This is a genomic window from Halomonas jincaotanensis (assembly GCF_018448785.1).
GTDB lineage: Bacteria > Pseudomonadota > Gammaproteobacteria > Pseudomonadales > Halomonadaceae > Halomonas > Halomonas jincaotanensis.
Genome location: NZ_JAHCLU010000010.1, coordinates 1 through 21726, shown reverse-complemented (window position 1 = coordinate 21726; position 21726 = coordinate 1). Strand labels below are relative to the sequence as shown.

The window sequence follows — 21726 nt, the reverse complement described above, 5'->3', positions numbered from 1 at the left end:
TGAGGCCACAGTCGATGACACCACGCAAGACGCCCTTTGCAGGGGACGGAGAAAAAAGCGAAGCCAACGGCGCGATCCGAGAGCGAAACGAGCGCGAGATTCTTGCTGCTGCCGAACGGATCTTTGCTGGGCACGGCTATCGTGGCGCCAGCCTTCAGGCCATCGCCCACGAAGCGGGCTTGCCCAAGTCGAACGTGCTGTATTACATGGGCAGCAAGCGTGGCCTCTATGTCCGCTTGCTGGAGCGTATGATGGCGCGCTGGAATGCCCTGCTGGATGATATCTCGGTGGAGGACGACCCTGCGGACGTCCTCGAAGGTTTCATTCGCAGCAAGATGCAGCTGTCTCGTCGTCACCCCGAAGGTTCGCGGCTCTTCGCCGCCGAAATCATAGGCGGTGCGCCCTTTCTTCAGTACTATCTGCGTGGCGAAATGCGCGACTGGGTTCAGGCGCGAGCGCTGATTTTCGAGCAATGGAGCGCACGCGGATTGATGGACCCGGTCGATCCTGTCTGGTTGATCTTCCTGATCTGGTCGGCCACCCAGCACTATGCCGATTTCGAGGCCCAGGTACTCGGCATCACCGACAAGGACACGCTGACGGACAATGACGTGGAGGCCATCACCGGTTTTCTGACCCAGGTCATTCTCAAGGGATGTGGCGTCGCGCCGCGTCAGGCGTGACCCACTTGCCGTGGTGATGACCGAACTCCCCATTGATTCCCGGCTCGAGACCATCCGGTCGGTACTCGCCGAGCATACACGTGCCCTGCTGATCGCCGCCCCTGGTGCCGGCAAGACCACGCGGGTACCGCTGACACTGCTCGACGAGTCCTGGTGCGGTAATGGCAAGCTGTTGTTGCTGGAACCGCGCCGAGTGGCCGCCCGCCTGGCAGCCGGCTACATGGCCGAGCAGCTCGGCGAACGTGTGGGCGAAACCGTCGGCTACCGCATGCGCGGCGAAAGCCGGACGGGTCCGTCCACCCGGCTCGAGGTGGTCACTCAGGGGGTGCTGACCCGCATGCTCCAGGACGATCCAATGCTCGAGGGCGTGGCCGGGGTGGTCTTCGACGAGTTCCACGAGCGCAGCCTGGAGGGCGACCTGGGGCTGGCGCTGGCGCTCGATGCCCAGCAAGGGCTGCGTGAGGATCTGCGACTGCTGGTGATGTCGGCGACTCTGGACGTGGACGCCCTGCTGGCGGTGCTGGGCGAGTCGACGCCGGTGATCGACTGCCCGGGGCGCAGCTTTGCCGTCGAAACCATGTATCGGCCCTTGAACAGTCGCGAGGATAACGCCCGTCAGCAGGCCGCGGTGGTGAGGGAAGCCTTGCAGTCTGATGGCTTCAAAGGCGGCGATGTGCTGGTGATTCTCCCCGGGGTGCGTGAGATACGCCGCCTGGCCCGGCAACTCGATGTCGAGGCGGCATCGTTCGACGTGAGGGAGCTGCACGGCCGATTGCCGCTGGACGAGCAGCGTCGCGCCTTGCGTCGCGATCCCGAGGGCCGTCGTCGCGTCGTCCTGGCCACTGCCATTGCGGAGTCGAGCCTGACCGTGGATGGCGTGCGCATCGTGATCGACGCCGGACAGGAACGGGTGCCGGTGTATCAGCCGCGTACCGGGCTCACGCGACTCGAAACCCGGCGGGTCAATCGCGCCAGCGCCGATCAGCGCCGTGGCCGAGCTGGTCGCCAGGGTCCTGGGCTCTGTCTGCGCTTGTGGGCCGAGGAGCAACCCTTGATACCCCACGGCGAGCCGGAAATCTGCCAAGCCGACCTGACGCCGCTGGCCTTCGAGCTGGCGCGTTGGGGGATCAGCGATCCAGCGGCCCTGGCCTGGGTGACGCCGCCGCCCGCCGCGCCCTTGGCGGCTGGGCGCGAGTTGCTGCAGCGTCTCGGTGTGCTCGATGACGACTATCACCTTACCACGCTGGGGCACGCCTGCGTGCGCTGGCCGACCCATCCGCGGCTGGCCGTGATGCTGGCGCGCGCCGAAGAGCTAAAGGCACGGCCGCTGGCCTGCGCCTTGGTGGCCACCCTCGAAACCCGCGAGCTGGACGGCGAGCGCGATCTGGAGCGCGCTCTTCAGTCACGTCTGGCGGAGCGATCCCATGGGCCATGGCAGCGAGACGCGCGGCGGCTGACGCGGATTGCCGGCTGTGGGCTGGAGATTGCCAGTCTGGCCCCGCTGGGGGAGCTGCTGGCGCTGGCGTATCCGGAGCGCATCGGCCAACGGCTCGAGCCGGGTCGCTTTCGCCTGGTCGGCGGTGGGCTCGCGACGCTGCCGGAAGACAACCCCTTGGCCCATAGTGAATTGCTGGTAGCGGTCGAGCTCGATGGGCAAAACAGTGAGGCGTGCATCTTTCGCGCCGTGTCGCTGTGTTCCCGGCGGCTTGAGGCCTTGTATCCCCAGGCGCTCGAGTGGCGCATCCGCCTCGAATGGTCCGGCAGCGAGGGTAGGCTGATCGGCGAGCAGGTGCGTGGTCTGGGGGCGGTGGTCCTGGCGTGCAAGCCGCTGCAGCAGATGCCGCGCGAGGCGGCGCGTCAGGCGCTGCTCGAGGCAGTGCGTCGGCGTGGCACCTTGGCTTTCACGGCGGCAGATGATCAGCTGCGCGGACGGATGGCGCTCTTGCGGCGTATCGAGGGTGACACATGGCCCGACTGGTCGACGGCGTCGCTTTTGGATCGCCTCGATACCTGGCTGGCCCCCTATCTCGATCGGGAGAACCGGCTCGATGCCCTCGATCGCTTGCCGTTGGGGCGCTTCCTGCTGGATAGCCTGGACGGGTCCCTGCGCGCTTGTCTTGAGGCGCTGGTCCCCGAACGCTTGCCCGTCCCCAGCGGGTCGTTCGTGCCGGTGGACTATACGCCCTGCCTGCAGGATGGCGAGCCGGTGCTGGCCGCCAAGCTTCAGGAGCTATTCGGCTGGCGGGAGACGCCACGCCTGGTGCGAGGGCAGGTTCCGGTACTGGTGCATCTGTTATCGCCGGCGCGCCGGCCGTTGCAGGTGACTCGCGACCTGGAAAGCTTCTGGCGTAACGGCTACCCGCAAGTTCGCAAGGAGATGCGGGGCCGCTATCCCAAGCACCCCTGGCCGGAGGACCCACTGTCGGCCGAGGCGACCGGCCGCACCAAGCGGCGCCGCTAATAGAGGGAAACGCGTTTACACCAGCCCGGCCAGGCCCAGCAACAGGGCGGTCAGCCCCAGGCAGACGCCGAAGGCGGGCCAGGGCATTAGCCAGGCATCGCCGCGGCGTAGCCGCCAGCGCCAGCGCAGTGCTGCTCGCCTGGCGGCGAGCCGGCGTGCTCGGGCTTGCACTCGACGGCGCCAGCCCAGTGTCGCCAGTCGTCGATGCAGCGGCGTGGCGACCATCAGCGCGGTCGCAACTACCAGGGCGAGCAATGCGGGCAACATTGCCTTGAGCCAGCCGCCCGGCGAGGCCAGAAGATTCCTCGGCGCGTCTACAAAGGCCCAAGGCAATAGCGCGGCCAGCAAACCCAGGCCCCACAGCGCCGCCAGCAGCCAGCCGGGAGGAACGCCGCCCCACACGGGCGCACTGGCGCGATGCATCAGCCAGAACAGCCGCAGCATCAGCAGGCCCGTCAGCACGCCGCTCAGCGTGACCGGCCAGGCAGCGAGCGTCGCCTCGGCTAGCGCTTCTTCCATGCCGGTTTTCACCGCCATGCCGGCGCTGGGTGGCAGCCCCGCGAGAGTCAGGGCCGGCAGGACCAGGGCGCCGAGCAGCAGCCACCGCCTCGTTGTGCTGCGCCCTGCCAACCCCGCGCCCAGGAAGAGCACCGCCTTGGCCAGGGCGTGGGCGGCCACCAGGCCGAGCAGGGCCGGCAGGGCGGCCGGGCTGCCCAGTTGGTAGAGGCCCAACAGGGAAGTGGCCAGGCCCATCTGGCTGACGCTGGACCAGGCCAGTAGTGGCTTTGGTGCAACCTGGGCAAGCCCGCGCAGGGCGGCGTAGAGTGCTCCACCAAGACCTGCGACGACCAGCGCCAGACCCAGTCGGCTTTCTGGCGCTGTGCCGGGGACCAGGAGCACGCCCCCCAGCACACCCACCTTGATCATCAGCCCTGAGAGCACGGCGCTGGCGACCGGTGGCGCCACTGGATGGGCTAGTGGCAGCCAGGCATGCACGCCGATAGCGCCCGCCTTGATGGCGAGCCCCAGGCCCAGGGCCACCAGCGCTGAGGCCGGTACTTGTGTGGCGGCTAGATCCTTGAAAGCTAGCGAGTCGGATGCCTGCCAGGTCAGGGTCAGGCCCAGCAGTAGGCTCACCTCGGCGATCATCATCATGGCAAGATATCCCGCGGCAGCGCGCCGGGCTGCCGCAGGCCCATCCAGGCGCACCAGGCTCCAGCCCGCAAGGCCCAGCCAGGCGGCACCCAGGTAGAAGGTGAACAGGTCTCCTGCCAGGAGGATAATCAGGTGGGCCGCGGCGGTGAGACCGAGCAGCTTGGAAAGCCCCCGGGGCGAGCCTGTGACAGCACCCGACTGCTTTCCCGACTCAGCGGCGGCCAGGGCAAGCGGCCAGATCAGCAATGCCGGCAGCAGCCAGGCGAGCCGGTCTGCATCAAAACGCGGCAGAACCAGCGAGAGCCCGGGGGCGCCGCCCAAGGCGATAAGGCCAGCCAGCCAGGCCAGTGCCACGAGCAGCAGCGCCGGGGTTGCCTCGCGCCAATTGTCCGAGGCGGGGGGCAACGCAGACGTAATTGGCTGGGTGGAAGGCGCCAGAGCAATGGAAACGAGGCGCCACAGCCAGGTGGCTGTGAGCAGGGTGCCCAGCAGCATCACAACGGCCAGCAGCGGCTGGCCGGCATCCAGGGCGGCGCGCAGCAGCCACCACTTGCCCATGAAGCCGCCGCTGGGCGGCAGCCCCATCAGGGAGAGTCCGCCCAGCGCGATAACCGCCCAGAGCAGCGGCTTTTGATCCGCGCTGCCGGACAGTCCCGCCAGACGGTCATGGCCGAAGCGGTGATGAAGCCGGCCGGCGGCGAGAAAGAGTCCGCCCTTGGCCAGGCCATGGGCGACCAGCAATAGCAGGGCCCCTTGCCCACCGATGCTCTGCCAGGCGGCGGGGCCGGCAAGCGCCGGGAGTAGCAGCGCGTACCCGCTTTGGGATAGCGTCGACCAGGCGATCACCAGCTTGAGTCGGTTCTGCAGCAGGGCCTGGATGCCGCCCCACACCATGGCCAGGGCGCCGAGGGCGGCCAGTGCCTGGCGCATCAGGGTGCCGAGGTCGGCGAAGGGCTCCAGCCACAACCGCCATAGCACCATCAGGGCGGCGGCCACCACCGCCCCGGAGAGGAGGGCGCTGATCGGGGCCGGAGCCCGGGAGTGAGCCGCTGGCAGCCAGCCGTGCAGGGGCACCATTGCCGCCTTGATCAATAGCCCCAGGGTTATTGCCAGGGCGGCGAGGCGGGCAGCCGGTCCGTCCTCGAGAACCGCCGCCAGCTGCCCCAGGTCCAGCCGCCCGAACTGGCCATAGAGCAGGGCGACCCCCAGCAGGTAGAGCAGCGAGCCCAGCAGCGAGGCCATCAGGTAGCGTATCGCCGCCACGTGGTAAGGGTCCTCCTGGGATCGGCTGACCAAGCCCACTGCCGCCAACGACATCAGCTCCAGGGTGACGTAGAGGTTGAAGAGGTCGCGGGAGAGCAGCAGGGCGTTCAATGCCGCCCACAGCAGCCAACACAGGCTCCACAGGTAGCGGTCATTTTGGCTGTCCGGCTCGGCCAGCAGTGCCAGACTGGCCAGCCCCATCAGCAGCCCGACCATACCGAGCATCAATTTGGCAGGCGTATCTAGTTGCCAGGCGATGCCCACTGGCGGCGCCCAGCCTCCCAACCACAGCGTGATCTCGGTGGTGACGCTCAGGAGCCCTAGCCCACAGAGTCCCAGCCCGATCAGGGTGATGATGACCTGTTGGCGCGCCGTTAACTGGCCCAGGAAGGCGGCGATGGCCAGGGCCAGGGGGAGGACGACGAGCAGTGGTAGCAGCCAATCCGCCGTTGTCACGGCCCCTCTCCGCGGCGACCTCGCTCATGAGCCTGCACCGTAAGGGCGAGTACGGCGGCGGTGGTGCTGACCGCTACCACGATACCGGTGAGGACCATGGCATGGGGCAACGGGTCGATGCCCTCGGCGGTGCGCGCCAGGGTGACCAATAGCAGGAAGACGGCGCTGCCGAGCACGTTTAGCGCCAACACCCGACGCAGAAGGTCCGTGGTACGAAACAGGCCCACTAGCGCCATCCCGGTCATCAAGGCGGCCAGCAGCAAATACAGCTCGATCATCGGCCCGGTTCGCCGTAGAGGTAAAAGGCCATCAGCATCAGGGCAATGGAAAGGGCAGCGGCAACCTCTACGGCCAAGATCACGGTTCCCGCCACGCTTGCAGGAATGACCAGAAAGGTACCTGCTAGCAGCACGCCGCCCAGGGCCACGGCCAGGAACAGCAATACCCCTGCGGCCAGCAGCAGGCGCAGCAGCGGCTGGCGGCGGGGCTCGTGCATCCAGGGGACTGCGTCGGTCAGCACCAGCAACACACCGCCGGCACCGAGTACCGCGCCGGCGGGGAAGGCGCCCCCCGGGGCGTGGCTGCCGCGCCATAGCAAGTAAGCGGGGACCAGCAGGAAGAGTGGGTGCAGCAGCCTGGCCAGGGCCGGCAGACCGGGCAGCGACGTGGCCGGCGCATAGGGCATGAGGGCCGGCCCCAGTGACCAGACCAGGCACACCGCAGTCAACATCACGGTCATCTCCAGCAGGGTGTCCCAGGCGCGCAGGTTGAGCAGCACTGCGGTGACCGCATGGTTCACACCGCTATTCGGAAGCGCTTCGCCTATCGGAGCCGCCAGACCCGGTCGCGGCAACTGCCAGGCCACCCACGCCAGGGTCAGGGTGGCCGCCAGGGTCGTGACCAGCGCCAGCAGCACCAGCGGCCACTGGGAGTCCCGCCAGCCGGGTGCATGCCCACTGGTGGCGGGCAGCCGCCCGAGGGCTGCCAGCAGCAAGGCACCAGTGACCCCGGCGCCAATGGCAGCCTCGGCCAGCGCGATATCCAGGGCGTCGAGTCTTACCCAGACCAGGGCCATCACCAGGCCGAAGGCCATGAAGTGGACCACTGCGGAGAATCGGTGACGGTCGAACAGTGCCTGCCAGGCTAGCCAGGCCAGGCCAGCGACGATCACCAGGTCGAAGCCGAGCACCAGGTGACTCACGGATGTGACTCCTTGGTCGTGCCGGTCCGCATAGCGGGGCGATGCTGGTGGGGCCTCAGGCCGCAGGCCATAGCGGTGGAGGCAATCAGGGTGGCGCTGATGCTCGAGGCGATCAGCACCAATCCCCATACCAATAGATATTTGAGCGCGGCGGCAAGCCCCGACGCCTGACAGGCCAGGCCCAGGCAGATCAGCCCTAAGCCAAGGTTGTCGACCTTGGTCAGGGCGTGCAGACGGGCGTAGAGATCGGGAAAGCGGATCAGCCCCAGGCTTCCGGCGAAAAAGAATAGCGTGCCGGCGGCGATCAGCCAGGGGCCCAGGCCAGCGATCCATTCAGTCACGGCTCGCCTCCTCACGGCTGCCGGTTTCCTCGTGGAGTAGCGTCCAGGTGCGGGTGACGAAATTAGCGGTGGCCACTGCCGCCAGCAATCCAAACAGCAACGCTACATCCACCAGCGCAGGCTGCTCGAGTTCGGCGCCCAGTAACAGCAGCACGGCAATGGAGGAGGTGGTGACCAGTTGAGCGGCCAGCATTCGGTCGGCGCTGGTGGGGCCTCGATGCAGGCGCCACAGCGCGACCCCGGCGTTGAGCAGCAAGAGGGCGGCGGTGGTCGTATGCAACATCAGCGGGGCTCCTTTTTCTCGAGGTCGGCGTCTTGGGCAAACAGGCGGGCGATACGCGCCTCGAGCCGGTCGAGCCCAGGGCGGGTGTTGGCGTCCATCTGCAGCACATGCACAGTCAGTCTATCGGGCGTCAGGCGGAGTGTCAGGGTGCCGGGCAGCAGGTTTATCAGGCTGGCCATGAATAGCCGCCCCGGCCCCTCGGGCAGGTGGCGCCAGTGATGATCGATGACCCGGATAGCGGGATCCAGGTGCGGCGTACAGGCTAGCGTGGCGACCTGCATGCCGCCGCGCAGAGCCAGCCATAGGGTCAAAGGCAGGAAGGCCAGCAGTGCCAGGGGGCGGATCCGCGCCGCACCGCTGCTCGGTATCACCAGGGCGGTAACCAGGATAACCGGCAAGCCCCAGGCCCAGGCAGTGGCAGCACCGCTGATTATCCACCAGATCAGGGCCAGCAGGGCAAGGCGGCGTACCAGGCGGACCGCCATTAGGAGGACTCGAGCTCCGAGCGGTCATGGCCGCCGTGGTCGGTAGTCGGACGGCTATTGACCCCACGCAGCACGCGTTTCTCGACCTCGACGATCAGGTAGATCGCCAGACTACCAGCCAGGATCACGCCCCAGTGGCCCGCCGAGAGCCCTTCGCTGCCGAAGATCAGTTGCATGAAGGGCAGGTAGGTCCAGCCCAACTGCAGCGTCACGATCAGGCCGATGGAGATCCACACCGGGCGGCTGCCGAAGATGCCGTCCTGAGAGAGGGTGCTGCGCACCAGGAAGCGGCTGTTGATCAGGTAGGCGGCGCTGCCCATCACCAGCATGTTGACCGCGCCGGTGCGGGCCAGCATCTCGCTGCCGCCGTGCTGGAGGATCCAGCCGAACATGCCGAACACGCCGGCCAGCAGCAGCAGGGAGACGAAGACCACCCGCCACAGCAGGAAGAGGTCGAGCAGCGAGGCGTCGGGGTCCCGTGGCTGGCGGGCCATGATGTCCTTCTCAGCCCCCTCGAAGGCCAGTGCCAGGCCCAGGGTTACCGCCACCACCATGTTGACCCACAGCGCCTGCAGGGGCGTCACCGGCAGGGTGGTGCCGGCCAACACGGCGAGCATGATGGCCAGGCCTTGGCCGCCGTTGGTGGGCAGCAGGAAGGTAATGGTCTTGCGGATGTTGTCGTAGACCTTGCGGCCTTCGCGGATGGCTCCGACGATGGTGGCGAAATTGTCGTCAGCCAGCACCATCTCGGCGGCCTCCTTGGCGGCCTCGGTGCCCTGGATGCCCATGGCCACGCCGACGTCGGCACGCTTCAGCGCCGGGCCGTCGTTGACCCCGTCGCCGGTCATGGCGCAGATTCCGCCTCGTGCCTGCATGGCCTGCACCAGTCGCAGCTTGTGCTCTGGCGCGGCGCGGGCGAAGACATCCACCTCGAGGATGATCGCCTCGAGGTCGGCGTCGGACATTGCTTCGATCTCGCGTCCGCTGATGGCGCGGTCGGTATGGGCGAACCCCAGCTGCCTGGCGATCGCCTGGGCGGTGGCGGCGTGATCGCCGGTGATCATCACCGGACGAATGCCGGCGGTCAAGCAGTCCTTCACCGCCGCGATGGCCTCCTCCCGGGGCGGGTCGAGCAGGCCGACGAGCCCCAGCAGTACCAGCGCCTCCTCGGCGTGCTCGTCGGTCAGCTCATTGACGTCCCGTACCGGCTTCTCGGCCAGGGCCAGTACCCGCAGGCCCCGCGAGGAAAGATCGTGGATGCGCGCTTCCCACGTCTCGACATCCAGATCCTGTTCCCCCTCCTCGGTGCGTACTCGGTGGCACATCTCCAGCAGGCGGTCCGGGGCTCCCTTGACCAGCAGGGTCTGTTCACCCTCTAACACGTGGAGGGTAGCCATGTACTTGCGCTCGGACTCGAACGGGATGGCGTCGTGGCGGTCGTGGTCGTCGCGCAGCGTTGCGGCGGACAGCCCGGCCTTGGCTGCGGCTACCACCAGGGCGCCCTCGGTGGGGTCGCCGTGGATCCTCCAACGGCCATCTTCTTCTGCCAGCTCGGCGTCGTTGCACAGCACGCCTACCTTGAGGAAATGGCGCAGGGCAGGGTGATCATCCAGGTTCATTGCCGTCTCTTGGCGCTCGCCATCGCGCACCTGGTGGAAGTCGCCCTCGGGCGAGAAGCCGGTGCCGTCGATGCCGATCTCGCCGTCGGGCAGCCAGATCGCCTGGGCGGTCATCTCGTTGCGTGTCAGGGTGCCGGTCTTGTCGGAGAAGATGGTGGAGATGGAGCCGAGGGTCTCCACCGCGGGCAGCCGGCGGATGATGGCGTTGCGGCGCGCCATGGTTTGCACGCCCAGCGCCAGGCCGATGGTGACGATGGCGGGCAACCCCTCTGGGATGGCGGCCACGGCGAGGCCCACGGCGGCCATGAACATCTCGCTGGGAGGCTGGTCGTGGACGAGCACGCCAAAGGCCGCGGTGAGCGCCGCGGCGGCCAGGATGAAGATTGCCAACACCCGGCCGGCGCGGTCGATCTGGCGCAGCAGCGGGGTCTTGAGCTGCTCGACCCCGCGCAGCATCTCCGAGATGCGACCGATCTCGGTATGGGCGCCAGTCTCTACCACCAGGCCCCGGGCATTGCCCTGGACGACGATGGTGCTGGCATAGGCCATGCCGGTTCGATCGCCCAGGTCCGCCTCAGCTTCCACGCCAGCTGTGTCCTTGTCCACCGGGGTCGACTCGCCGGTCAGCGAGGCCTCCTCGGCGCGGAAGCGCCGTGCCTCCAACAGGCGCAGGTCCGCCGGGACCCGGTCGCCACTCTCCACCAGCACGATATCGCCGGGCACCAACTGCTCGGCGGGGATGGTCTCGCGCCTGCCGTCGCGCAGCACATTAGCCCGTGGCGAGAGCATGTTGCGGATGCTATCCAGCGCCTGCTCAGCCTTGCCTTCCTGAAAAAAACCGATCAGGGCGATAATCAACACCACGCCGAAGATGGCCGCGGCATCGAGCGTATGACCCAGCCACAAGCTGGCCACGGCGGCGACAATGAGGATCATCATCAAGATATTGTTGAATTGCTCCAGCAGGCGCTTCCACCAGGGGCGGCCCTTCTGCTGATTGAGCTGATTGGCCCCGTACTGGGCAAGTCTCGACTCGGCCTCTGACATGCTGATGCCCTGGGGCGAACTCTCGACGTCTCGCAACGCCTCGTCTGCTGTCATGGCATGCCAGGGCTTGCGATGATCGAGCGTCTGATTTGGCATCCAATGTCTCCCAGCGAAAGAAAAGCGATAACGTTAAGCTTAGACCAGCAGTTGTTGCAGTGCAGTGATCCAGGGCAAGACACCGTGGCAAGCCACTGAAGCAAGGGGGGTGGTGGGGCCCTGGGCTGGACGTCCATGATCTGGAACTTGCCGACCGGGCGATTATCGACAACTCTATAAAGGCAAACAACGATTGAAGGGCGGCAAGACTTGGCCCGCCGCGCCCGACACCCCTGAAAGAAAGGAAGTGGTGCATCGCGCACAGGGCAGAGCCAGGTTGTCCGGTGGTCCTGGCAGTCCGTCTGGAAAACGGAGGGCGTAACATGCAACGTCTCTACTTTCTTACCCCTGACCTGGATACTACGGTCAATATCGCCCACGAGTTGGAGGAGCTCGGCCTGACCCATAAGCAGGTGCACGTCACCGGAAACGATTGGCAGGCACTGCAGGAAAGAGGCGTCAACAACGCCACCCTGCGTCAGACCTCAGATGTGGTGCATGCCGCCTGGCGTGGGCTCAAGTACGGCTTGCCGCTGGGCTGCGTACTGGGCGTCGCGGTCTACTTCGGTCTTGGCGAGGAGTTCGGTCCTCGGGGTATCGCTACCCTGATCGCGGGCATGGGGGTTTTCGGCGGTCTCTTTGGTATATGGACCAGCACCATGGTCGGGGTTTCCGTGCACGACGTGAAAGTCGACAAGTACGAGCAGGAAATCCACGACGGTGCTTTCCTGATGATGGTCGACGTGCCCGACGAGCGGGAGGAGTCGATCTACTCGATCATCCACCGCCATCACCCCGAGGTGGTGATCGACAAGGTGACCCGCTCGGAGCTCAAGCATCACTGGGGCACCGGCGCCTGATCCAGTATCGCTGGCGGTTGGTTGGCACGCCTGATGCTGTGGTGTAGGAGGAATCGTCTATGGCGATTGCAATTGCGCTGATCCTGCTGGCGGGAGGGTCAATACTCTTCTATTTCCTGAGTCCCTGGCAGTTGACGCCGCTGGCCTCCAATTGGGGCGCCATCGATCAGACCATTACCATTACCTTCCTTGTTACCGGGGCGGTCTTCCTGGCAGTGACCCTGTTCATGGTAGTGGCGCTGATCCGCTACCGTGACCGAGGACAGCGGCGAGCTCACTACGAGCCGGAGAACAAGCGGCTGGAACTCTGGCTGACGGGGATCACCACGGTGGGCATCGCGGCCCTGCTGGCACCGGGACTCTTCGTCTGGGGCGCCTTCGTCAGCGTGCCGGATGACGCTCACGAGGTTGAGGTGGTCGGTCAGCAGTGGCACTGGAGTTTCCGTTTCCCCGGCGAGGATGGCGAATTCGGCAGGGCGCGCAATGGCTTGATGGACGAGTCCAACCCCTACGGCATCGACCCGGGGGATCCCCGCGGCGAAGACGACGTCCTGGTCAACGAGCCCCACCTGCAGCTGCCCGTCGGCCGTCCCGTGAAGATGCTGCTGCGCTCCAAGGACGTACTGCACAACTTCAAGGTCGCCCCCTTCCGCGCCAAGATGGACGCCGTCCCCGGACAGACCACCTACTTCTGGTTCACTCCCTCCCGCACCGGGGAGTTTGAGGCTGTCTGTGCTGAGCTGTGCGGCATCGCCCATTTCGCCATGCGCGGCCGGGTCGAGGTGGTGGAACCCGAGCGTTTCGATGCTTGGCTCGCCGAACAGCCCACCTACGGCGAACTGGTCGAGCGCGGCCCGGGGGATCCCGAGGCCGGCCAGGAGCATTTCGCCGCCTGCGTGGCCTGTCATGGCCCCCAAGGTGGGGGTCAGCAGGCCACCAATGCCCCCCGCCTGGCCGGGCTTGATGCCGACTACCTGAAGCGCCAGCTGCGCAACTTCCGCAGCGGCGCCCGGGGCGAACAAGAGGCGGATCGCTTTGGGCAACAAATGCGGCCCTTTGCCCAATCCCTCCAGGATTCCCAAGCCATCCGGGACCTGGCAGCCCATGTCGAGACGCTGCCGGTCGAACCCACGCGCGCCACTATCGTCGGGGACCTGCGCCGTGGCGAGGTGCTCTATCGCAGCTGTGCCAGCTGCCACGGCGACGACGGCACGGGCCGTAACGCCCATAAGGCGCCGCGCCTAGCAGGCATGGACGACTGGTACCTGGTGCGCCAGCTTCACCACTTCCGCGAGGGGATTCGCGGCCGCCATCCGCGCGACGTCTATGGCAATCAGATGGTCGATATGGCCCAGGTCCTGGTAGACGATGCCGCCGTGCGCGACGTGGTGGCCTATATCGGCACCCTGGCCGGGGACGGGGAGGTACTGGCGAGCAGCAACAACGACACCGAGGAGTGAACCATGGCCGAGCGCGAGTACGATGCCAGTCGCTACGCCCCACCCGCCGAAGTGGAGGAAATGGAGCTGCCCCATGCCCGGGGCTTCATCAGCAAGTATGTATGGAGCCAGGACGCCAAGGTCATCGCCATCCAGTACGGCCTGACCGCCACGGCGATCGGCCTGGTGGCCTTGGTCCTGTCGCTGCTGATGCGCCTGCAACTGGGGTTTCCCAATAGCCTTTCCCTCCTCGATCCGGGCAGCTACCTGCAGTTCATGACCATGCACGGCATGATCATGGTGGTCTACCTGCTCACCGCCATCTTCCTGGGCGGGTTCGGCAATTACCTGATACCGCTGATGTGCGGCGCCCGCGACATGGCCTTCCCTTACCTCAACATGCTCAGCTACTGGGTCTACCTGGTGTCGGTACTGATCCTGGTGGCAGGCTTCTTCGTGGCCGACGGCAGTACCGGCGCGGGCTGGACCCTCTATCCACCCCAGGCGATCAGCCCGGGGACCCCGGGTATCGACGCCGGCATCGTGCTGATGCTGGTGTCGCTGGCGGTGTTCATCGTCGGCTTCACCATGGGCGGGCTCAACTATGTGGTGACGGTGCTCCAGGCGCGCACCCGGGGCCTGACCTTGATGCGCCTGCCGCTGACGATCTGGGGGATCTTCATGGCCACGGTGATGGCCCTGCTGGCCTTTCCGGCACTCTTTGTGGCAGTGCTCATGATGCTAATGGACCGTCTGGTCGGTACCAGCTTCTTCATGCCGGAGATGTTCGCGGCGGAGGGGGGGACAGAGCACCAGGGGGGGAGTCCCTTGCTCTTCCAGCACCTGTTCTGGTTCTTCGGCCATCCCGAGGTCTATATCGTGGCGCTGCCGGCCTTCGGCATCGTCTCCGACCTGATTGCCACCCATGCACGCAAGAACATCTTCGGCTATCGCATGATGGTCTGGGCGATCATCATCATCGGGGCGCTGAGCTTCGTGGTCTGGGCCCATCACATGTATGTCAGTGGCATGAGCCCCTACTTCGGCTTCCTCTTTGCCACCACGACCCTGATCATCGCCGTGCCCACGGCGATCAAGGTGTACAACTGGGTACTGACCCTCTGGCAGGGCAATATTCGCTTTACCGTGCCCATGCTGTTTGCCATCGGTTTCCTGTTCACCTTTCTCAACGGCGGTTTGAGTGGGCTCTTCCTGGGCAATGTCACCGTGGACGTGCCGCTCTCCGATACCTATTTTGTCGTCGGGCACTTCCATATGGTGATGGCCGTGGCGCCCATCCTGGTGATCTTCGGTGCCATCTATCACTGGTATCCCAAGATCACGGGTCGCCTGCTCGACGATACTCTGGGCAAGATTCATTTCTGGGTCACCTTTCTGGGCACCTATGCCATCTTCTATCCGATGCACTTCATCGGGCTGGAGGGCGTTCCGAGGCGCTACTATGCCTTCGGCGAAACGACCTTCATCTCCGACTCGGTCCAGGCCCTGAACGCAGGCATCACGGTGGCCGCCTTCATCGTCGCCTTCGCCCAGCTGTTATTCCTGTTCAACCTGGCCTGGAGCCTGCGACACGGCCGCGAGTCGGGCCCCAATCCCTGGCAGGCCACCACCCTGGAGTGGCAGACGCCACACACTCCGCCGCGCCATGGCAATTTCGGCGAAGAACTTCCGGTGGTCTATCGCTGGCCCTACGACTACAGCGTGCCTGGGGTGAAGGCGGACTTCATTCCCCAGAACGTGCCGCCCCAGGCGGTGGAGCGTGAGCCCGACGCTGGGCGGGGAGGTGACGCATGACCGTGAGCCTGATCCTGATCGTGGCGATGATGGCGGCCCTTGTCGGCTGGCTGTTGCGCCAGTCGATCGCCGAACGGCCCTGGGTCGCGGCGTCGGGACCGCAGTCGGCACCCCTTCCCGCTGGCTTTACCGCACCGCGGGTGGGGCTGCTGGCCTTTCTGGCGGTGGTGACCTCGGTCTTCGCCCTGACCGTGAGCGCCTACCTGATGCGCATGGAGATGGGGGCGGACTGGCGCTCCATGCCGGTACCGGGCCTGCTCTGGGCGAACAGCACGGCCCTGGTACTGGCCAGCCTGGCCCTGCAGTTGGCCTGGCGTGCTGCAGCCCGTGACCAGGCACGACGCTTACGCCAACTGCTGGCCGCGGGTGGCGGCTTCACCCTGGCCTTCCTGGCCGGCCAACTGCTGGCCTGGCAACAGCTCGAGGCGGCCGGCTACTACCTGGTGGCGAACCCGGCCAATGCCTTCTTCTACCTGCTGACCGCTCTGCACGGGGCGCACCTGCTGGGGGGGCTGATGGCCTGGACGCGGGTGCTGGCCAGGTTACACGGCAATGCCGATGCGGCCTGGCTGTGCGCCGGCGTCGAACTCTGCGCGCTCTACTGGCATTTCCTGCTGCTGGTCTGGGCTCTGCTGTTCGGCCTCTTGCTGACGACCTGAAGGAGGAGCACTCCATGGTTGATTCCACCTTGCGCGACCCCTTCACAGAGACCGCACTGCGGGGAATGGTTCGTGATTTCGGTTCCGACCAGCGAGCCTTCAAGGAAGTCCCTTGGGGCAAGGTCATGATGTGGGCCTTCCTGCTCAGCGATATCTTCATCTTCGCCTGCTTCCTGGTCGGCTACATGACGGTTCGTATTACCGCCGTGGATCCCTGGCCCAATGCCAGCGAGATCTTCGCCCTGCATGTCGGGGGGCAGGACATACCGCTGCTGTTGATCGCCATCATGACCTTCATCCTGATCAGCAGTAGCGGCACCATGGCCCTGGCGGTCAAGTTCGGCTATGAACGCCGGCGTGTGGCTACCGGTGTCCTGCTGATCGTCACCGCCCTGCTCGGGGCCAGCTTCGTGGGTATGCAGGCCTTCGAGTGGACCGAGCTTATCCATAAAGGGGTGCGTCCCTGGGGCAACCCCTGGGGAGCGGAGCAATTCGGTGCAAGCTTCTTCCTGATCACCGGTTTTCATGGCACCCATGTCACCATCGGCGTGCTCTGCCTGGTGATCATGGCGGCCAAGGTGTGGCGCGGCTCCCTGGACGAGGAGAAACCGGGATTCTTGACCGGTCGTCGCGGTCGCTACGAGATGGTCGAAAACCTTGGCCTCTACTGGCACTTCGTCGACCTGGTCTGGGTCTTCATCTTCGCATTCTTCTATCTATGGTGAGGCGCGAGCCCGGAGGTCGTGATGGCAAGCGACAACAGTCAGCAACATCCCCTCGGCACCTACCTCTGGGTATGGTTCCTGCTCTTCGTATTGAGCGTGTTCTCCTACCTGGTGGACGTGTCGGGCCTCGAGGGGTACCTGAAGTGGTTCCTGATCACCCTGTTCATGCTGCTTAAGGCGGGCCTGATCATGGCGGTCTTCATGCACCTGGTCTGGGAGCGCCTGGCGCTGATACTGGCAGTGCTGGTGCCGCCCGGCGTACTGATGTTCCTGGCGTTGCTGATGGCCATCGAGGGGCAGCACGTGCTGTCGAGCCGACTGGCGGGGATTCTGCCATAAGGCCCCGACACGCCTGGCGCCATGGAGTCTTCCCGGTCCGGAACTGTCGCCGGAACCGCCTCGAGGGTTACTGCCAGCGGCGATAGCCTTGGCGGGCCCTCTGGATCCGCTGGTGGTCAGGCGAGCCACCCCTTACACTGCCGGGAAAGGTACCGCCCGACTGCGGTCCTTGCCATTCTCGTCCCGGACGCGCCCCATGCCATACCAGCCCTCGAAACGGATCAACAAGTACATCAGCGAGAGCGGGCTGTGCTCACGGCGAGAAGCGGACCGGTATATCGAGCTGGGCAATGTCCATGTCGACGGCAAGCGCGCCACCCCTGGTGACCAGGTTTTTCCAGGCAGCGTGGTCAAGGTTAACGGCCAGGTTGTTGAGCCGCTGGAACTGGAAGAAGAGGACCTGGTGTTCATCGCCCTCAACAAGCCGGTGGGCATCGTCAGCACCACCGAGCCCAGCGAGAAGGCCAATATCGTCGACTTCGTCAAGCATGGCGTTCGGATCTTCCCCATCGGCCGGCTGGACAAGGATTCCCAGGGGCTGATTTTCCTGACCAACAACGGCGACCTGGTCAACCGCATTCTGCGAGCGAGCAACCACCACGAGAAGGAGTATCGGGTCACCGTCAACAAGCCAATCACCGATGACTTCATCGCCGGCATGGGCGCAGGTGTGCTGATCCTGGGTGAAGTCACCCGCGAGTGCCGGGTGGTCAAAGAGTCTCGGTTCATCTTCAACATCACCCTGGTCCAGGGGCTGAATCGCCAGATCCGACGCATGTGCGAGGTGTTCGGCTATGACGTCGTGAAACTTGAGCGCATCCGCATCATGAACGTGTCACTCAAGGGGCTGGCGCCGGGGGACTGGCGGGACCTAACGTCAAAAGAGGTGACGAGGATCCTTTCCCTGACGGAGCACTCCTCTTCCCAGGTCCAGGGCAACGGCCGCCAGTCCACTAAAGACAAGGGCCACAAAAAAAGTCCCGGCAAGCAGAGTGCGCAGAAGCGTGGCACACCCCGCCGGGGCGAAGGCGGAAAATCCACCGCCGGTAAGGCGTCGAAGCGCAGGGCGGCCGGTACGACACATCCTGACAAGGTCCATACCAAGGCGACGCCGGCCGGCAAGGCTAAGCTCCGCAAATCGGCGAGGACTTCCCGCTCGCCGGGACCCCGTCAGCAAGCTGGTGGCCCACGTCGCAAACCAAGGGGCAGGAAGTAGTGCTTTCCGAAACCACCAGGCCATGAGGCGCCCAATGAGCGATCCCCGTCTACAAAGCCCTGCCGCGGTGCGCAATCGCCAGCCTATTCTCGAGGTGCTTGTGCAAGTCCTCCCTGAGACGGCTCGCGTACTCGAGGTGGCAAGCGGCAGTGGCGAGCATGCCGTGCATTGTGCCCGTGCCATGCCAGGCTGGGCATGGCAGCCCAGCGACCCGGCGCCCCAAGCGCTTGCCTCCATTGCAGCATGGCGCGATGACGTTCGGTTGGCGAATCTTCGCGAGCCGATCGCGCTTGACGTAATGGGCGTTTGGCCTGAAATGCGTTTCGATGCCGTTGTCGCCATCAATCTCGTGCACATCTCGCCGTGGGACGTGACCGAGACCTTGATGGTACGTGCGGGGGAGCGGTTGGTAGATAACGGTGTGCTGTATCTTTACGGTCCCTATCAGCGAGAGGGACGTCATACGGCGCCGAGCAACGAGGCCTTTGATGCGGACCTGAAGGCTCACGATTCACGCTGGGGAATACGGCATCTGGAAAGCGTGTGGGCCGAAGCCGAACGGCGTGGCTTCAAGTTGGAGCGAGTCGTGGAGATGCCAGCCAACAACTTGAGCGTTGTCTTCAGGAAGCAGGCAATACACGAGACATCGGCATTATCTGAGCAGTAGGCGGTTCACAAGGGTCGAACTCGATCACTCGGGGATCTTTCCCGGCTCGCGATATCTCACGCCTTCCACCTGTCGTTCTTCCCGGGTCTTCGTTTCGTCTTCGGTGGGCACGCCCCAGACCGTTTCCTTGCGGCCATCCTCGTAGGTATAAGTGGTGCAGCTTGCCAGCATTACCAGGGCGAGACCCGCGGTAACCAGCTTTGTCGATTGATGCATGAATGCTTCCTTAGCCGGAGAGATCCAGCAGTATCGGGACATAGACCACCAGCAGCAGTATCACGATCAGCCCCAATGGATAGGGAATGATCGCGCGAGTGATACGCTCCAGCGGCAATCGGGTGCTGGCTCGGAGGGTGCCGGCGGTGACGAGAACCCCCGACACAAGCCCTTCAAGGTGCACCTCGACACCAAGCGTCTGCCCCAGATGCCCGACGAGCAGCAGAAGCTCTACCTGTAAGTGACCATCTATCGGGCAAGGCGCTGGGTGTATCTGGAGGTCAGAAGCAGCCAGTCCGCCACGAATGCCCGAGCCTTCAAGAAACGCGTGGTCGAGAAAGCACCGTTCAAGGTGCGGATCGTTTTTTTTGACTGACAACGGCAGCTCCTTCACCGATCGCATCGATGAAAGAATGGCAGGCCATACGGTCAGCACTATTTACCAAACGGATAATCAATCACGCGGGACCCTACACCTAGCCCAAGAATGCTCGCAGCTCTGCCACCACCGCATCAGGCGCACTGTAAATGACACTATGACCCCATTTAGGGATGATCACTACCCGCTCCGCCCCCGTCATTTGGCTCACTTGGTCAAGCCAGCGTTGTGGCGTGATCGTATCTCGCTGGCCACGAATCAGTAACACTGGCTGCTCGACGCAGGAAAGCTTCTCTATGACAGGATCGTGGAGCATGGCGATAGCTTCGGGCCAGAGTCGCGTTCCCATGCGCCAATAGTCAGCCATGACATGTAGGAGCAACCCGGGCCGCTCGAAGGTGCAGGCGTAGAGCGCCCGAGGCAGCTGAGCGCGGATGTTTCGATGTGAAGGATCGACTGTCGGTCCTATCAGGGCCAAGCGTCTTACCCGATTGGGGAAGCGAACAGCCACATCAGCCACTATCTGACACCCCATGGAATGCCCCACCAGGTCGGCTCGTGCGATGCCCATGGTATCCAGCCAATCGATCAGGGCATTAGCCAAGCCGAGCACATTCAAGGGCGATTCGGGTGTATCGCTTTTGCCATGACCGGGTAGATCGGGCACGTAAACGGCGGCACCCTTGGCGGGGAGTCGCTTCGCAGTGGGCATAAAGTAGTTGCCGGACATTCCCAACCCATGTACCAGCACAATCGGATTCGTCCCCTTCGCTGAGTCAGTGAGACGACACCGGGTGTGGTAAGTCATGCCTCTCACGTCGATAAAGCGACTTCCCCATTGCTCTTCATCTCGCAGTACATATCCGGGCAGGCTGGTCATGCAAACTTTCCTTATCGAGATGGTCCATAGATGACCGTGGCACACTCATCTAGTCGTGTTCTTCGAACTCTCGTAACCGGCTGTGTGCCCGTCGACTGAACCAGGGCAAGTTCTACTAGGCGGCGACCTGGCGAGGGGACCGGGTCGAGTTATCGCTCGAACAGGTCAGCGCCCTGGTGCAGGGGTTGCCCTGGCAACGCCTCGGCCCCGACGGCGTGATCTCGGTGGTCTAGGGCATCCGCCATGAACGGCACAGATGCGACCGCTAGGCTATTCGCTGATGCGCTAATCCCGCTATCCACTGGCAGCTGGCATACTCGCCAGATTAACGCGCCATCCGACCTGTCCCAGCTCTCTCCCGATCAGCTCCGACACCTGGCGGCAACGCTGATGTCGCAGGTCGAGCAGCAGGAGCCGTCCCTGCAAGAACGTGATCAAGCGTTGGCGCAGAGCCAGAAGACGCTGCGTCACACCGAGCAGGTCAACCAGAAACTGACCTATGAACTGGCGCTGCTCAAGCGCCACGCGTTCGGCAAGCGCAGCGAGCAGCACAATCTCCTGCAGATCAGTCTGCTGGACGATGGGGTGGATGCCGACATCGCCGCCATCGAGACCGAGCTGGAGGCGCTGGTTACGCCCGCGACACCGCCAGCGACCAAGAAGACGCCCAAGCGCGCGCCGTTGCCTCCCGAACTGCCGCGCACCGAGATCCGCCACGACCCGGAGAGCGAGCACTGTGACTGCGGTTGCCAGCGGCGGCGGATCGGCGAGGAGATCAGCGAGAAGCTCGACGACACGCCGGGCGTGTTCCACGTCGAGCGCCATGTCCGCGGCAAGTGGGTCTGTGACCAGTGCGAAACGCTGACCCAGGCGCCGATACCGGCACAGATCATCGACAAGGGCATAGCCACCGCCGGCCTGCTGGCTCAGGTGCTGATCGCCAAATACGCCGATCATCTGCCGCTCTATCACCAGGAGCAGATCTTTGGCCGCGCCGGCGTACCGATTCCGCGCCCCACCCTGGCCGAGTGGGTCGGCATCTGCGGCGTGCGGCTTCAGCCGCTGATCGATGCCTTACGTGACCTGCTGCTCAGTGAGCCAGTACTGCATGCCGACGAGACCCCGGTACCGATGTTGGCCCCGGGGAAGAAGAAAACCCACAGGGCCTACCTCTGGGCCTACGCCAGCACGCCCTACGCCGGATTGAAGGCGGTGATCTACGACTTTAACAAGGGGCGTGGCGGCCAGCGTGCCCGCGACTTCCTCGGCGACTGGCTCACCGAGCAACACATCACCAACGTGGCCATGGAATCTACCGGCGTTTATTGGATTCCGGCCTTTGAGATTCTGGAAGAGCGTGGCTCAGAAATGGACCCGTAAAACTGGACAGCACCGTAAGTGGAGCTTCCCTGGTTGTCAGGCGACCAACTGGCGGTTCGCC

Annotated in this window: 19 protein-coding genes and 2 pseudogenes; 12 read left to right on the top strand and 9 right to left on the bottom strand. The window is 64.7% G+C overall.

The window, feature by feature from the left end:
• Positions 1 to 14 precede the first annotated feature (14 nt).
• Both KG088_RS10690 and hrpB read left to right on the top strand, forming a co-directional pair.
• Positions 15 to 683 carry a TetR/AcrR family transcriptional regulator gene (locus KG088_RS10690; RefSeq protein ID WP_213825516.1) on the top strand — a complete coding sequence of 223 codons (669 nt, stop codon included), beginning with the start codon at positions 15 to 17 and terminating at the stop codon, positions 681 to 683.
• Entirely contained in the window at positions 658 to 3144 is a 2487-nt protein-coding gene (gene hrpB / locus KG088_RS10685) for an ATP-dependent helicase HrpB (RefSeq protein WP_319941422.1), read from the top strand. Before KG088_RS10690 ends, hrpB begins: the two co-directional genes overlap by 26 nt.
• Before the next feature lie 15 nt (positions 3145 to 3159).
• On the opposite strand, the gene KG088_RS10680 is transcribed toward hrpB, so the two are convergent.
• From KG088_RS10680 to KG088_RS10650, 7 genes are read right to left on the bottom strand one after another with little or no spacing between them, the layout of a single operon-like run.
• Positions 3160 to 6018, bottom strand: coding sequence for a proton-conducting transporter transmembrane domain-containing protein (locus tag KG088_RS10680; RefSeq protein ID WP_213825515.1), 2859 nt, complete (start codon positions 6016 to 6018; stop codon positions 3160 to 3162).
• Complete coding sequence (locus KG088_RS10675; protein WP_213825514.1) at positions 6015 to 6296, bottom strand: NADH-quinone oxidoreductase subunit K; 282 nt, start codon at positions 6294 to 6296, stop codon at positions 6015 to 6017. The genes KG088_RS10680 and KG088_RS10675 overlap by 4 nt, the downstream gene beginning before the upstream one ends.
• Complete coding sequence (locus KG088_RS10670; RefSeq protein WP_213825589.1) at positions 6293 to 7219, bottom strand: hydrogenase subunit MbhD domain-containing protein; 927 nt, start codon at positions 7217 to 7219, stop codon at positions 6293 to 6295. The genes KG088_RS10675 and KG088_RS10670 overlap by 4 nt, the downstream gene beginning before the upstream one ends.
• A complete protein-coding gene (mnhG, locus tag KG088_RS10665) occupies positions 7216 to 7560 on the bottom strand; it encodes a monovalent cation/H(+) antiporter subunit G (protein ID WP_213825513.1) in 345 nt (114 codons plus the stop codon). Before mnhG ends, KG088_RS10670 begins: the two co-directional genes overlap by 4 nt.
• On the bottom strand, positions 7553 to 7843 hold the full coding sequence (locus KG088_RS10660) for a monovalent cation/H+ antiporter complex subunit F (protein WP_213825512.1): 291 nt from the start codon (positions 7841 to 7843) through the stop codon (positions 7553 to 7555). Before KG088_RS10660 ends, mnhG begins: the two co-directional genes overlap by 8 nt.
• Complete coding sequence (locus tag KG088_RS10655) at positions 7843 to 8328, bottom strand: Na+/H+ antiporter subunit E (protein WP_213825511.1); 486 nt, start codon at positions 8326 to 8328, stop codon at positions 7843 to 7845. Before KG088_RS10655 ends, KG088_RS10660 begins: the two co-directional genes overlap by 1 nt.
• Complete coding sequence (locus tag KG088_RS10650; RefSeq protein WP_213825510.1) at positions 8328 to 11090, bottom strand: cation-translocating P-type ATPase; 2763 nt, start codon at positions 11088 to 11090, stop codon at positions 8328 to 8330. Before KG088_RS10650 ends, KG088_RS10655 begins: the two co-directional genes overlap by 1 nt.
• Before the next feature lie 323 nt (positions 11091 to 11413).
• On the opposite strand from KG088_RS10650, the gene KG088_RS10645 reads away from it, so the two are divergent.
• The 8 genes from KG088_RS10645 to KG088_RS10610 all read left to right on the top strand — a co-directional run bounded on the left by KG088_RS10645 (position 11414) and on the right by KG088_RS10610 (position 18810).
• The gene (locus KG088_RS10645; protein ID WP_213825509.1) at positions 11414 to 11950 is read left to right on the top strand and encodes a DUF1269 domain-containing protein; all 537 of its coding nucleotides are present in this window, start codon (positions 11414 to 11416) and stop codon (positions 11948 to 11950) included.
• Positions 11951 to 12009: 59 nt separating this feature from the next.
• Complete coding sequence (locus KG088_RS10640) at positions 12010 to 13410, top strand: c-type cytochrome (RefSeq protein ID WP_213825508.1); 1401 nt, start codon at positions 12010 to 12012, stop codon at positions 13408 to 13410.
• Between the two features lie 3 nt (positions 13411 to 13413).
• Entirely contained in the window at positions 13414 to 15204 is a 1791-nt protein-coding gene (locus KG088_RS10635; protein WP_213825507.1) for a cytochrome c oxidase subunit I, read from the top strand.
• Entirely contained in the window at positions 15201 to 15863 is a 663-nt protein-coding gene (locus tag KG088_RS10630) for a cytochrome c oxidase subunit 3 family protein (RefSeq protein ID WP_213825506.1), read from the top strand. The genes KG088_RS10635 and KG088_RS10630 overlap by 4 nt, the downstream gene beginning before the upstream one ends.
• Before the next feature lie 14 nt (positions 15864 to 15877).
• Complete coding sequence (locus tag KG088_RS10625) at positions 15878 to 16588, top strand: heme-copper oxidase subunit III family protein (RefSeq protein WP_213825505.1); 711 nt, start codon at positions 15878 to 15880, stop codon at positions 16586 to 16588.
• A gap of 21 nt (positions 16589 to 16609) precedes the next feature.
• Positions 16610 to 16927 (top strand): cytochrome C oxidase subunit IV family protein, encoded by a 318-nt coding sequence (locus tag KG088_RS10620; RefSeq protein ID WP_213825504.1) that lies wholly within the window; start codon positions 16610 to 16612, stop codon positions 16925 to 16927.
• Between the two features lie 196 nt (positions 16928 to 17123).
• A complete protein-coding gene (gene rluF / locus KG088_RS10615) occupies positions 17124 to 18143 on the top strand; it encodes a 23S rRNA pseudouridine(2604) synthase RluF (RefSeq protein WP_213825503.1) in 1020 nt (339 codons plus the stop codon).
• A gap of 34 nt (positions 18144 to 18177) precedes the next feature.
• Positions 18178 to 18810, top strand: a complete 633-nt coding sequence (locus tag KG088_RS10610) for a DUF938 domain-containing protein (RefSeq protein WP_213825502.1) — start codon at positions 18178 to 18180, stop codon at positions 18808 to 18810.
• A 24-nt stretch (positions 18811 to 18834) separates the two neighbouring features.
• On the opposite strand, the gene KG088_RS10605 is transcribed toward KG088_RS10610, so the two are convergent.
• Positions 18835 to 19026, bottom strand: a complete 192-nt coding sequence (locus KG088_RS10605; RefSeq protein ID WP_213825501.1) for a hypothetical protein — start codon at positions 19024 to 19026, stop codon at positions 18835 to 18837.
• Positions 19027 to 19159: 133 nt separating this feature from the next.
• On the opposite strand from KG088_RS10605, the pseudogene KG088_RS19580 reads away from it, so the two are divergent.
• Positions 19160 to 19427 (top strand): annotated as a pseudogene (locus KG088_RS19580) (IS481 family transposase); the annotation flags it as partial.
• Positions 19428 to 19502: 75 nt separating this feature from the next.
• Here the strand turns inward: KG088_RS19580 and KG088_RS10595 are convergent.
• Positions 19503 to 20285 (bottom strand): alpha/beta fold hydrolase, encoded by a 783-nt coding sequence (locus KG088_RS10595; RefSeq protein WP_213825500.1) that lies wholly within the window; start codon positions 20283 to 20285, stop codon positions 19503 to 19505.
• A 324-nt stretch (positions 20286 to 20609) separates the two neighbouring features.
• On the opposite strand from KG088_RS10595, the pseudogene tnpC reads away from it, so the two are divergent.
• A pseudogene (gene tnpC / locus KG088_RS10590) lies at positions 20610 to 21560 on the top strand (IS66 family transposase); the annotation flags it as partial.
• Positions 21561 to 21726 lie beyond the last annotated feature (166 nt).